Annotated in this window: 10 protein-coding genes; 8 read left to right on the plus strand and 2 right to left on the minus strand. The window is 68.5% G+C overall.

Features of this window, described 5'->3' with window-relative positions:
* Nucleotides 1–16: 16 nt before the first annotated feature.
* Together mtr and ACAG24_RS24570 are read right to left on the minus strand one after the other, a co-directional pair.
* Nucleotides 17–1,429 (minus strand): mycothione reductase, encoded by a 1,413-nt coding sequence (gene mtr, locus ACAG24_RS24565; RefSeq protein WP_370475725.1) that lies wholly within the window; start codon nucleotides 1,427–1,429, stop codon nucleotides 17–19.
* The gene (locus tag ACAG24_RS24570; RefSeq protein ID WP_370475726.1) at nucleotides 1,422–2,459 is read right to left on the minus strand and encodes an alpha/beta hydrolase; all 1,038 of its coding nucleotides are present in this window, start codon (nucleotides 2,457–2,459) and stop codon (nucleotides 1,422–1,424) included. Before ACAG24_RS24570 ends, mtr begins: the two co-directional genes overlap by 8 nt.
* A 138-nt stretch (nucleotides 2,460–2,597) precedes the next feature.
* Between ACAG24_RS24570 and mqo the strand changes: the two genes are divergently transcribed.
* The 8 genes from mqo to ACAG24_RS24610 all read left to right on the plus strand — a co-directional run bounded on the left by mqo (nucleotide 2,598) and on the right by ACAG24_RS24610 (nucleotide 13,047).
* Complete coding sequence (gene mqo, locus ACAG24_RS24575; RefSeq protein ID WP_370475727.1) at nucleotides 2,598–4,154, plus strand: malate dehydrogenase (quinone); 1,557 nt, start codon at nucleotides 2,598–2,600, stop codon at nucleotides 4,152–4,154.
* A gap of 15 nt (nucleotides 4,155–4,169) precedes the next feature.
* A complete protein-coding gene (locus ACAG24_RS24580) occupies nucleotides 4,170–4,616 on the plus strand; it encodes a GNAT family N-acetyltransferase (RefSeq protein WP_370475728.1) in 447 nt (148 codons plus the stop codon).
* Nucleotides 4,613–6,481 carry a magnesium chelatase subunit D family protein gene (locus ACAG24_RS24585; RefSeq protein WP_370475729.1) on the plus strand — a complete coding sequence of 623 codons (1,869 nt, stop codon included), beginning with the start codon at nucleotides 4,613–4,615 and terminating at the stop codon, nucleotides 6,479–6,481. The genes ACAG24_RS24580 and ACAG24_RS24585 overlap by 4 nt, the downstream gene beginning before the upstream one ends.
* 12 nt (nucleotides 6,482–6,493) lie before the next feature.
* The gene (gene cobO / locus ACAG24_RS24590; protein ID WP_370475730.1) at nucleotides 6,494–7,108 is read left to right on the plus strand and encodes a cob(I)yrinic acid a,c-diamide adenosyltransferase; all 615 of its coding nucleotides are present in this window, start codon (nucleotides 6,494–6,496) and stop codon (nucleotides 7,106–7,108) included.
* Between the two features lie 120 nt (nucleotides 7,109–7,228).
* Nucleotides 7,229–8,593, plus strand: a complete 1,365-nt coding sequence (locus ACAG24_RS24595) for a cobyrinic acid a,c-diamide synthase CobB (RefSeq protein WP_370475731.1) — start codon at nucleotides 7,229–7,231, stop codon at nucleotides 8,591–8,593.
* Nucleotides 8,590–9,804, plus strand: coding sequence for a uroporphyrinogen-III C-methyltransferase (gene cobA / locus ACAG24_RS24600; protein WP_370475732.1), 1,215 nt, complete (start codon nucleotides 8,590–8,592; stop codon nucleotides 9,802–9,804). Before ACAG24_RS24595 ends, cobA begins: the two co-directional genes overlap by 4 nt.
* A 33-nt stretch (nucleotides 9,805–9,837) precedes the next feature.
* Complete coding sequence (locus tag ACAG24_RS24605) at nucleotides 9,838–11,481, plus strand: MFS transporter (RefSeq protein WP_370475733.1); 1,644 nt, start codon at nucleotides 9,838–9,840, stop codon at nucleotides 11,479–11,481.
* A gap of 75 nt (nucleotides 11,482–11,556) precedes the next feature.
* The gene (locus ACAG24_RS24610; protein WP_370475734.1) at nucleotides 11,557–13,047 is read left to right on the plus strand and encodes an MFS transporter; all 1,491 of its coding nucleotides are present in this window, start codon (nucleotides 11,557–11,559) and stop codon (nucleotides 13,045–13,047) included.
* Nucleotides 13,048–13,081 lie beyond the last annotated feature (34 nt).

Here is a 13,081-nt window from a genome sequence, read left to right on the forward strand (position 1 = left end):
AGGCCGCGGCTTCTGCCTAATGCCGCCGAGGCCGCGGCCAGGGCGGCTCGCCGCACAGCGCCAACAACGCATTCTCGACCACCTCCGGCAGCGCCGGATGTATCCAGTACTGGCCGCGCGCCATGTCCTGGGCCGGCAGGTCGAACGCCATCGCCTGAATGATCGGCTGGATGATCGACGACGCCTGATGGCCCATGATGTGCGCGCCCAGCAGCAGCCCGGTGTCGTCGTCGACGATCAGCTTGGCGAACCCGGTGTTGTCCTCCATCGCCCAGCCGTAGGCGACGTCGCCGTAGTCCTGCACTTTTGAGCGGATTCGGTAACCCGCTGCGCGGGCTTCGTTCTCGGTCAGGCCGACCGACGCGATCTGCGGCTCGGTGAACACCGCTGACGGCACGTTGCGGTGGTTGGCCGGCATCATGTTCTCGGTGTCGTCCCAGTCCTGCAGCAGGTTGTGCTTGACGACGCGGGCCTCGTGGTTGGCCACATGCTTGAGCTGGAACGGGGAACTGACGTCACCCAGCGCGAAGACGTTACGCGCTGTGGTGCGCTGGAATTCGTCGACAGCGACGAGTCCGTCGTTGACCTCGACCCCGGCCAGATGTGCATCGAGCAGGTCACCGTTGGGGATGCGACCCGTCGCGACGAGCAGGGTGTCGGCCTCCAACGTCGAACCGTCGTCGAGGCGCAGCCTGACGCCGGAGTCGTCGGACTCGCCGTGCACGATGTTGCGCCGGCTCCGGATCTCCCACTTCTTGCCGGCGATGTCGGTGAACCGTTCGCACACCGTGTCGTCGCAGTGGGTCAGCATCGTCGTCCCGCGCAGCACGATCGTCACCCGCGTCCCGAGCGCGGAGAACACGTGCGCGAATTCGGCGGCCACGAAACCTCCGCCGACGATCACGATGTGTTCCGGCAGTTCGGAAATCCGCATGATGGTGTCGCTGGTGTGGTGTGCCACACCGCAGTCGCGGATGGCGGGCGGCACCGTCGCCCTGGCGCCCGCCGCGATCACCACCTGGTCGGCGGTGAACTCGTCGCCGTCGTCGGTCCGCAGCCGGTACCCGTCACCGGCATCGGGCCCGGCGAATTTGGCGTGGCTGGCGAACACCTCGACGTTCGGGGAGGAGCGGCGGTACTGCTCGCCGCCGCTGGCCAGCGGATCGATACGGCCGAACACCCGGGACACGATGTCCGTCCACCGCACCCCGTCGAGATGCCCGTCCACCCCGTAGCGGGTCGACTCGCGGATCTGCTGGGCCACCCCGGCCGCGTAGACGAACATCTTCGTCGGAATGCACCCCACGTTGAGGCAGGTGCCGCCGAACAGACCCTGCTCGCAGATCGCGACCCGCTTGTCGATGTAACGCTCGTCGAGGATGGAGTTCCCTGAGCCGGTCCCGATGATCGCGATGTCGAAGTCAGCCAAGCGCTGTGTTCCCCTCAGACGGTGATGCGGTGGCGCCCGGTGCGCCCGGGGCATCGGACAGATACCACTCCAGCCAACGGTCCAGCTCGACGTACGCCTGTCTGCGGGGCTCGGGCAGCGACAGGAAGACATCGTGCTTGGCGTCGGCGATCGGCACGATCGTCGTGCGGTTACCGATGCATCCGGCCCATCGCGCGATCTGCGCCACCTCGAGCACGGCGTCACCCCGCTGGATCAGATCGGGATCCGCCACCTCGCGCACGCTGTGGTCCGACCGCAGGATCAGGTTCGGCACACCGACATCGAGGCCTCGGTGCAGCTTGGCCTGACCCCGGCGGATCGCGTGGATCCACCCGAAGGTGACCGGGAACCCGCCGATGGGCTTCCAGTCCAGGTTGTAGTCGAAGTCCCCGGAGAAATCGCGGTGCAGAGTCGAGCCGTACCCACCCTCGCCGACCGGGCGACGCACCACGGTGTGCTTGCGCAACCGGCGCATCGCCATCAGCACCGCCGACGTCGGAGGTGTGCGCAAGATCGCATGGCCCTGCAGATCGAGCCACGGGGCGTTGAGGACGAGGCCGCCGATCCCACTGCGGGCAGTGGCGCGGCGGGACCGCAGCCGGTCCAGCCACAGCGACACCACGAGTCCGCCCGCCGAGTGGCCGCAGACGAGTACCCGCGCCCCCGATTCCGCGGCGATCACGTCCAGCGCCCGCTCCAGCTCGTCGTCATAGCGCGCCAGGTCGGTGGTGAAGTGCGGCGTCTGTCCCTTCCGGTGCGAACGTCCGCATTTGTGCAGGTCGATCGCGTAGAACTCGAATCCGCAGGCGGCGAAGTGGTCGGCGATCTCGGTGTTGAAGAAGTAGTCGGTGAAGCCGTGCACCATCAGCACCGCATGCCGGGCCGACGGGTCCGGCTCGCCGCGACGCACCAGCGTCGCCTCCAGCTCGCCCTCGCCGTCGGGATCGGGGCCCAAGGCGAAGGTGCACTGCCAGTATCCGGGCAGCACGTCGGGCTCCCATCGAGACACGCCTGCCACCCTAATGGCGCGGAGGCGCAGGGGAGCGTTCTGGCAGCGGTTGGCGGGTTACGGAAAAGGCGGGCGGGATAACCTGAACATCGGCAAGCCGTGTTCGACGGGCAGCAACCACGAAGGACCCACGAAAAGGTGTCAGAAGCAGAGAAGACCGACGTCATGCTGGTCGGGGCCGGCATCATGAGCGCCACCCTCAGCGCGTTGCTGCGGTTGTTGGAGCCGAGCTGGTCGATGACGTTGGTCGAGCGCCTCGACGGCGCCGCCGCCGAGAGCAGCGACGCCTGGAACAACGCCGGTACCGGCCACTCGGCCCTGTGCGAGTTGAACTACACACCTGCGCGCCCCGACGGCTCGATCGACATCGCCAAGGCGGTGAACGTCAACGAGCAGTTCCAGGTCTCACGGCAGTTCTGGGCCTACGCCGTCGAGAACGGCGTCATTCCCGACGTTCGCAGCTTCCTCAACCCCATCCCGCACGTGAGTTTCGTCTCCGGCGAGGACAACGTGCAGTACCTGCGGAAGCGTTACGACGCGCTGGTCACCAACCCGTTGTTCGGCACGATGGAGTTCATCGGCGACAAGGACGAATTCGCCCGCCGGCTGCCCCTGATGGCGGAGAAGCGCGACTTCTCCGAGCCGGTCGGGCTGAACTGGACCCAGGACGGCACCGATGTCGACTTCGGTTCGCTGTCGCGCCAACTCATCGGGTTCGGCGCCAAGCAGGGCCTGTCGACGCTGTTCGGTCACGAGGTCCGCGACCTCAGCCAGAACTCGGACGGATCGTGGTCGGTGAAGGTCGTCAACCGCCGCACCGGTCACAAGCGGGACTTCCACGCCAAGTTCGTCTTTGTCGGCGCAGGCGGCGGTGCACTGCCGCTGCTGCAGAAGGCAGGCATCAAAGAGGCGAAGGGATTCGGTGGCTTCCCGGTCGGCGGCCAGTGGCTGCGCACCGGCAACCCCGATCTGACCGCGCGGCACCAGGCCAAGGTGTACGGGCTGCCGCCGCTGGGCGCCCCGCCGATGTCGGTCCCGCACCTGGACACCCGCGTCATCAACGACAAGTCGTGGCTGCTGTTCGGGCCTTTCGCCGGATGGTCGCCGAAGTTCCTCAAGCAGGGCAAGGTCACCGATCTGCCGTTCTCGGTGCGGCCCAACAACCTGGTCTCCATGCTGGGTGTCGGACTCACCGAGATGGGGCTGCTCAAGTACCTGATCGGCCAGCTGCTTCTCAGCGAGTCCGCGCGGGTCGAGAACCTGCGCGACTTCGCGCCCAGCGCAAGGGATTCCGACTGGGAGCTCGACATCGCCGGTCAGCGCGTGCAGGTGATCCGCAAGGCCAAGGGCAAGGGCGGCGTGCTGGAGTTCGGCACGACGGTGCTCGCGGCTGCCGACGGCAGCATCGCAGGTCTCCTCGGGGCGTCACCGGGCGCATCGACCGCGGTCCCGGCGATGTTCGACGTGATGAAGCGCTGTTTCGCCGATCGCTATCCGAGCTGGGAGCCCAAGCTCAAGGAGATGGTGCCCTCGCTCGGCACACCCCTTTCCGACGAGCCGAAGCTGTTCGAAGAGGTGTGGGCGCACGGCACCAGGGTGCTCAAGCTCGACAAGCCGGCCGACGTCGTCCCGGTGACTCCGGACGGCCAGAACACCGCGGGCACAGAGCACACCCCGGCAGCGGCGACTGTCTGATCCAGGGCTTCTGCGATGACAGTGGCGCTGCGCCGCAGCTGGGCCAAGGACCTGGACGCTGCGACGCTCTACGAGCTGCTCAAGCTGCGTGTGGAGGTGTTCGTGGTCGAGCAGGCGACCCCGTACCCCGAGCTCGACGGCCGTGACCTGCTCGCCGAAACGAGACACTTTTGGCTGGAAAACCCCGAGGGAGAAGTCATTTCGACGTTGAGGTTGATGGAGGAGCATCCCGCCGGGCAGAAGGCGTTCCGGATCGGGCGGGTGTGCACGAAACGCGGTGACCGCGGTCACGGACACACCGCCCGGTTGCTGCAGGCCGCGCTCGCCGAAGTCGGCGACTACCCGTGCCACATCAACGCCCAGACCTATCTCAAGGAGATGTACGGCAGGCATGGGTTCGTCCGGGACGGAGACGAGTTCCTCGACGACGGGATCCCGCACGTGCCGATGGTCAAGCCGTGACGCAGCGCGCCCCCGGCTATCCGTTCAGCGCCGTCGTCGGACACGACCGTCTGCGCCTGGCGCTGGTGCTGTGCGCCGTGCGGCCCGACATCGGGGGAGTGCTGATCCGCGGCGAGAAGGGCACCGCCAAATCGACGGCCGTGCGCGGGCTGGCCGAGGTGCTGTCCGCGGCATACGCCAGGTCGGGAGATGATGGCGGCCAGTTGGTGGAACTGCCGATCGGTGCCACCGAGGACCGCGTCGTCGGATCGCTGGACCTGCAGAAGGTGTTGCGCGACGGCGAGCACGCGTTCTCCCCGGGCCTGCTGGCGCGCGCCCACCGTGGTGTGCTCTACGTCGACGAGGTGAACCTGCTCCACGACCACCTCGTCGATGTCCTTCTCGACGCCGCGGCGATGGGCCGGGTGCACGTCGAGCGTGACGGCGTCTCGCACAGCCATGAATCGCGTTTCGTGTTGATCGGCACCATGAATCCCGAAGAGGGAGAACTACGTCCGCAGCTACTCGACCGCTTCGGGCTCACCGTCGACGTCGCCGCTTCGCGGGAGGTCGATGTGCGCGCCGAGGTGATCCGGGCGCGGCTCGCCTACGAAGCCGACCCTGCCGGGTTCGCGGCACGCCATGCCGACGCGGACGCCGAACTTGCGGTGCGCATCGCCGAGGCCCGCGCGTTGGTACCGCATGTCGTGTTGCCCGACAACGAATTACGCCGTATCGCGGCGCTGTGTGCGGCCTTCGACGTCGACGGGATGCGCGCCGACCTGGTGGTGGCGCGGACCGCCATGGCGCATGCGGCGTGGCGGGGCGCATCGACCGTCGAGGAGGACGACATCAGGGTGGCGGCGGAACTCGCGCTGCCGCACCGTCGACGCCGCGACCCGTTCGACGATCCCGGCCTGGATCCCGAGCGGCTGGACGAGGCGATGCAGCAGGCCGGCGAATCGGCAGACGATCCGCCGGAGCCCGATCCCGAACCGGACCCGCCCGGCGGTGGATCCTCGGATAGCAGCGAAGCGCAAGCGCCGCAACAGAATTCGACTCGACAGAACGGATCGGCGACTCGGCAGAGCGCGTCGCCGTCGTCGACGTTCAAGACCAAAGCCCTCGTCGTCCCCGGGGTCGGCGAGGGTGCGCCCGGGCGCAGGTCCCGCGCGCGCAACCGCACCGGGACGGTCATCTCGGCGACGGACGATCCGAACGCCGGCCATGGGATGCATGTGTTCGCGACGCTGCTGTCCGCGGCGGGCAGGAAGACCGGAGCGGGCGCGGTGCGTCCTGCGCCCGACGACGTCCGTCGCGCTGTTCGGGAGGGCCGCGAGGGCAACCTGGTCATCTTCGTCGTGGACGCCTCGGGGTCGATGGCGGCCCGGGACCGGATGTCGGCGGTCAGCGGAGCGACGCTGTCGCTGCTGCGAGATGCCTACCAGCGCAGGGACAAGGTCGCGGTCATCACGTTCCGCCGGCAGGACGCGCAGGTGCTCCTGCCGCCGACGTCCTCGGTGCACATCGCCAGCCGGCGGCTGACCCGCTTCGATACCGGCGGGAAAACCCCTCTGGCACAAGGTCTTCTGGCTGCCCGCGACATGGTGGTGCGGGAGCGGGCGCGTGACCGCGCGCGACGCAGCCTCGTGGTGGTGCTGACCGACGGTCGTGCCACCGGCGGTCCGGACCCTCTGGGCCGGGCGCGGACGGCGGCGTCGCTGCTGGTGGCCGAAGGTGCGGCGGCGGTGGTCGTGGACTGCGAGACTTCCTACATCCGGCTGGATCTCGCCGAGGAATTGGCCCGCCAGCTCGACGCGCCGTCGGTCCGGTTGGCCCATCTGCGTGCCGACAATCTGACCGCACTCGTCAAGGGTGCTGCGTAGAAGGGTGATGCGATGCCTCAGGGCCAACCGCTGACGGTTCCCGACGACGGATTGACGACGCGCGCCCGGCGCAACGCTCCGCTGCTCGCGGTACACACCGGTCCGGGTAAGGGCAAGTCGACCGCGGCGTTCGGCATGGCGCTACGGGCCTGGAACCAGGGCTTCGACATCGCGGTGTTCCAGTTCGTCAAGAGCGCGAAATGGAAGGTCGGCGAGGAAACTGCGCTGACCGAGCTGGGCCGCGCACACGCCGAGCGCGGCGTCGGCGGCCCGGTCGAATGGCACAAGATGGGCTCGGGCTGGTCGTGGACGCGCAAGGCGGGCACGGAGGTCGATCACGCGGCCGCCGCGGCCGACGGCTGGGCCGAGATCTCGCGCCGGCTGGCAGACGAGCGTCACGACTTCTACGTGCTCGACGAATTCACCTATCCCCTCAAGTGGGGCTGGGTCGACACCGACGAGGTGATCGCGACCCTCGCCTCGCGGCCCGGTACGCAGCATGTGGTGATCACAGGCCGCGACGCTCCGCAGGCACTGCTGGACGCCGCCGATCTGGTCACCGAGATGACGAAGGTCAAGCATCCGATGGATGCGGGGCGCAAGGGCCAGAAGGGGATCGAGTGGTGAGCGCAGCGAATCACGACAGACTGGCGTGCGAGTGGTGAGCGAACGCGCGCAAAGTGCCGCCGGACGCGGCGCGTCGCTGTGCAGACACGCGCGCTCGCGGTGCGAGGCTCGGGGCGCCCGGTGAGCACGCCTGCGGTCGTGATCGCCGCGCCGGCATCGGGCAGTGGCAAGACCACGATCGCGACCGGGTTGATCGGTGCGCTTCGGCGGGCCGGCCGCCGGGTTGCTCCGTTCAAGGTCGGCCCCGATTTCATCGACCCCGGCTATCACGCACTGGCGGCGGGCAGGCCGGGTCGCAACCTCGACCCGGTCCTGGTCGGCGAACCCCTGATCGGGCCGCTGTTCCGGCACGGCAGCGACGACGCCGACATCGCGGTGGTCGAGGGCGTGATGGGCCTGTTCGACGGCCGCATCAGCGAATCCACTGTCGGCCCCGCGCAGGGCTCCACCGCCCACGTGGCCGGGCTGCTCGGCGCCCCCGTCGTGCTCGTGGTCGACGCGCGCGGCCAGAGCCACAGCGTCGCAGCGCTGCTCCACGGTTTTGCGACCTTCGACCGCTCCGTGCGCCTTGCGGGCGTCATTCTCAACCGCGTCGGCTCACCGCGCCACGACGACGTGCTGCGCGGGGCCTGCGAGCACACCGGCGTGCCGGTGCTCGGCTCGATCCCGCGGACCGACGAACTCGCCGTCCCCTCACGGCATCTCGGGCTGGTGACCGCCGTCGAACACGGCCGCCGGGCGAGCGCCGCCGTGCAGGCCATGACGGACCTGGTGGCCCGCCATGTCGACCTCGATGCCGTGGCGCGGGTCGCGGCGAGCCGCGTGGCCGACGAGCCGTGGACGCCGGCACAGTTTCCGACGACGCATTCCGCCACCGTCGCGCTTGCGGCGGGCAGGGCGTTCACGTTCAACTACGCCGAGCACCGCGAGATCCTCGTGGCCGCCGGGGCCGACGTCATCGACTTCGATCCGTTGAGCGACCCGCTGCCCGCCGGTGTCTCCGCGCTCGTGCTGCCTGGCGGCTTCCCGGAGGAATTCGGCACCGAACTCTCGGCCAATGACGTGGTCCGGGCTCAGATCAGGGCGCTGGCCGCGGGCGGGGCACCGGTGCACGCCGAGTGCGCCGGGCTTACCTATCTTGTCGACGAGCTCGACGGGCATCCGATGTGCGGCGTGGTGTCCGGGTCTGCGTCGTTCACCGAATCGCTCACCCTGGGATACCGCGACGCGGTGGCCGTCGCGGAGTCTTCACTGCACGCCGTCGGCGACCGTGTCACGGGCCACGAATTCCACCGGACCGCAGTGCATTACGGCGACGGCCGACGGCCCGCGTGGCGCTATAGGGGCCGCGGCGGGCAGGTGATCGAGGATGGTGCCGTGTCGGCCGGGGTGCACGCCGGCTATCTGCACACCCATCCGGCGGCGCACCCAGAAGCGGTCGCGCGCTTCGTCGCTGCTGCGGCAACCTTTAAGCTCGCCGGGTGAGTCCTGAGACCGACAACGCCTATCTGGTGGGCCTACGCCTGGAAGGCAAGAGGGTCGTCGTTGTCGGCGGCGGCACGGTGGCCCAGCGCCGCCTGCCTCTGCTGGTCGCCAGCGGCGCCGACGTGCACGTCATCACCAAGGCTGCGACTCCCGCCGTCGAGGCGATCGACGGAATCACCTTGACATTGCGCGAGTTTCGTGACGGCGATCTCGAAGGCGCCTGGTATGTGATCGCCGCCACCGACGACCCCGACGTCAACGCCGCGATCGTCGCCGAGGCCGAAAGCCGCCGCATCTTCTGCGTGCGCGCCGACGTCGCGGTCGAGGGCACCGCCGTCACCCCGGCCACGTTCGAGTACGAAGGCCTCGCGGTGGGTGTGCTCGCCGGCGGCGAGCACCGCCGCTCCGCGAGCATCCGCACCGCGATCCGCGAGGCGCTGCAACAGGGCGTCCTCACCGACGACAGCGGCCAGGAGTCCGGCGTCGTCAAAGGCGGCGTCGCGTTGGTCGGTGGCGGGCCCGGCGACCCGGAACTGGTCACGGTGCGCGGCCGGCGACTACTCGCGCACGCCGACGTGGTGGTCGCCGACCGGCTCGCCCCGCAGGAACTTCTCGCCGAGCTGTCGCCCGACGTCGAGGTGATCGACGCCGCGAAGATCCCGTATGGCCGGGCGATGGCCCAGGACGCCATCAACGACGTGCTGATCGCGCGGGCCAAAGAGGGCAAGTTCGTGGTGCGCCTCAAGGGCGGCGATCCGTTCGTGTTCGCGCGCGGCTACGAAGAGGTCATCGCATGCGCCGATGCCGGGATCCCGGTGACGGTGGTGCCCGGTGTGACAAGTGCCATAGCGGTCCCTGCGCTGGCGGGCGTTCCGGTCACCCACCGCGGTCTCACGCATGAGTTCGTGGTGGTCAGCGGCCATCTCGCCCCAGACCACCCCGAATCGTTAGTGAATTGGGATGCGCTCGCAGCCATGAGCGGAACGATCGTTTTGCTGATGGCCGTCGAACGCATCGAACTCTTCGTCAACGTTCTGCTCGCAGGTGGCCGACCTGCGGATACGCCCGTGTTGGTGGTGCAGCACGGCACAACCTCGTCGCAGCGAACTTTGCGGGCTAGCCTGGCTGAGGCCCCCGAACGCATCCGTTCGGACGGAATTCGGCCCCCGGCGATCGTCGTAATCGGGGCGGTGGCGGGCTTCGGCACTTAAAGGGTTCTTAAGATTACTGTAAGGTAACCCGTTATGACGGCTCTCAACGATGCGGAGCGTGCCGCCATCCACCGTGATGCTGAAGGTAGGGGAAAACGACGCTCGGACAGAGTGTCTGACCGAGCCCTGCCGGTACGTGTTCCCGGAACGGGTGAGACGGCAGGCGGACATCCCGGTAGCCCTACAGGCAACGCGGCCCGGCCGAGCAGGACACCGGCCTGGATGCCGTCGCGGCGCTTCATCGCCGCGGTGGTCGCGATCGGCGGAATGCAGTTGCTGGCCACCATGGACAGCACGGTCGCCATCGTGGCGCTGCCGAGGATCCAGGACGAGCTGAGCCTCTCGGATGCGGGTCGCAGCTGGGTCATCACGGCCTACGTGCTGACCTTCGGCGGCCTGATGCTGCTGGGTGGTCGCCTCGGTGATGTCATCGGCCGCAAACGCACCTTCATCGTCGGCGTCGCGCTGTTCACCATCGCGTCGGTGCTGTGTGGTCTGGCCTGGAACGAGGCCACCCTTGTCATCGCCCGGCTGCTGCAGGGTGTCGGCGCGGCGATCGCCTCGCCGACCGCACTGGCGCTGATCGCGACCACATTCCCCAAGGGTCCGGCGCGCAACGCCGCGACCGCGATATTCGCAGCGATGACGGGCATCGGGTCGGTCATGGGCCTGATCCTCGGCGGTGCGCTGACCGAGGTCTCCTGGCGCTGGGCCTTCCTCATCAACGTGCCGATCGGTCTGCTGATGATCCATCTGGCCCGTCGCACGCTGCGCGAGACCAATCGTGAGCGGCTGAAGCTGGACGCCACCGGAGCGCTTCTGGCCACACTGGGCTGCACGGCCGCGGTGTTCGCGTTCTCGATCGGACCCGAGGCGGGCTGGGTCTCCCCGATCACCATCGGTTCGGGCATCGTCGCGGTCGGCGCCCTCATCGCCTTCCTGTGGGTCGAGCGGACCGCGGAGAACCCGGTCGTGCCGTTCGAGCTGTTCTATGACCGCAACCGGCTGGCCACGTTCGCGGCGATCTTCCTCGCGGGCGGGGTGATGTTCACGCTGACCGTGACCATCGGGCTATATGTGCAGGACATCCTGGGCTACAGCGCGCTGAAGGCCGGCATCGGCTTCATCCCGTTCGTCATCGCGCTGGGCATCGGTCTCGGCCTGTCCTCGGCGCTGGTGTCGAAGTTCCCGCCGCGGGTGCTGGTGATCGGCGGCGGCGTGCTCGTGCTGGCCGCGATGATCTACGGCTCCACGCTGGACGCCAACATCCCGTACTTCCCGAACCTGGTCCTGCCCATCACCGTCGGCGGCTTCGGTATCGGCATGATCGTCGTGCCGCTGACCGTGTCGGCGATCGCCGGTGTCGGCTTCGACCAGATCGGCCCCGTGTCGGCGATCGCGCTGATGCTGCAGAACCTCGGCGGGCCGGTCGTGTTGGCCATCATCCAGGCCGTCATCACGTCGCGCACGCTGTACCTCGGCGGAACCACCGGGCCGGTGAGCGACATGAACGCCGCCCAGCTGCACGCCCTCGACCAGGGCTACTCCTACGGCCTGCTGTGGGTGGCGGCCGTCGCGGTCATCGTCGGCGGCGCGGCGCTGTTCATCGGCTACACGGCCGAACAGGTGGCGCACGCGCAGGAAGTCAAGGACGCGATCGACGCCGGAGAGCTGTAGCGGTTTCGGCGTGAGAATCGCCGCCCGGCGGCGATTCTCACGCCGAAATCCCGCACCTCGGTAGGGTGGCCAACCATGGCTTCCGGGTCGTCCGAGCGTGAGACGGCACCGCTGTCCTCCTCGGTGCTGGGTATCGCGATCGTCGCGATCACGGGCATGCAGCTCATGTCGACGCTCGACGGCACCATTGTCATCGTCGCGCTGCCCAGGATGCAGGCCGATCTGGACCTGACCGATGCGGGCAAGAGCTGGGTCATCACCGCTTACGTGCTCGCCTTCGGCGGTCTCCTGCTTCTCGGCGGGCGCATCGGTGACGCGATCGGCCACAAGCGCGCATTCCTGTCCGGGGTCGGCGTCTTCACCATCGCCTCGCTGGTGTGCGGGCTGGCCACCGAAGAAGTCACGCTGATCGTCGCCCGCGCCGTGCAGGGCGTCGGCGCTGCCGTGGCGGCTCCGACCGGCCTGGCGCTGATCGCGACGACGTATGCGGTGGGGCATGCCCGCAATCGCGCGCTCGCGGTGTCGGCGGCGATGCAGGGTCTCGGCTCTGTGCTCGGTCTCATCCTCGGGGGCGCGGTCACCGGTCTGTCCTGGCGGTTGGCGTTCCTGGTCAATGTGCCGATCGGCATCGTGATCATCTGGATCGCCGTGACCCGGCTGGCGGAGACACGCCATGAACGCATCAAGCTCGACATCACCGGTGCCCTGCTGGCGACGTTGGCGTGCACATCGGCTGTGCTGGTGTTCACCCAGGGACCGCCCCGCGGCTGGGTCGACCCGTGGGTGATCGGGGCGGCGATCGCGGCCGCGGTGTTCTTCGTCGCGTTCGTGATCGACGAGCGCGGTGCGGACAACCCGTTGGTGCCGCTGTCGATCTTCGACAACCGCAACCGGGTGGCGTCCTTCGTCGCGTATTTCATGGCGGGCGGGGTGATGCTGACCCTGTCCGTCATGATCGGGTTGCTCGTCCAGGACGTGTTGGGCTACTCGCCGTTGCGGGCAGGCATCAGCTTCATGCCCTTCGCGGTCGCCTTCGTGCTGGGCAACGTGCTGGCCACTTATCTGGCTCCGCGGATCGCGCCGCGGTGGGTGATTCTCGGCGGCGGGGTTCTCGTGCTCGTCGCCATGCTCTACGGGTCGACGCTCGACCGGTCCATCCCGTACTTTCCGGACCTGTTCATGCCTGTCGTCGTCGGCGGGGTGGGCATCGGCGTGATCTCGGTGATCCTGCCGCTGTGCCTGCTCGCCAACGTGGCGCCCCGCGACATCGGCCCGCTGTCCTCGGTGACGTTGATGGTGTTCAACCTCGGCGGCCCGCTGGTTCTCGTGGTCATCCAGGCCGTGCAGACGTCACGCACCCTGTATCTGGGTGGGACGACCGGGCCGGTCAAGAACATGAGCCCGGCCCAACTCGACGCGCTGGGTCACGGCTACACCTATTCATTGCTGTGGGTCGCCGCGATCGCGCTGGTGGTGGGTGTCGCTGCGCTGTTCATCGGATACTCGGCGCGAGATATCGCCCGCGCCCGGGAGACTCGCGAAGCCGTGGAGGCGGGCGAGCTCTGAGCGTTCCGGCGGGGTAGGAGCGCAGCGACTCGGG

The organism is Mycobacterium bulgaricum (assembly GCF_041287165.2).
In the GTDB taxonomy this organism is placed as follows: domain Bacteria; phylum Actinomycetota; class Actinomycetes; order Mycobacteriales; family Mycobacteriaceae; genus Mycobacterium; species Mycobacterium bulgaricum.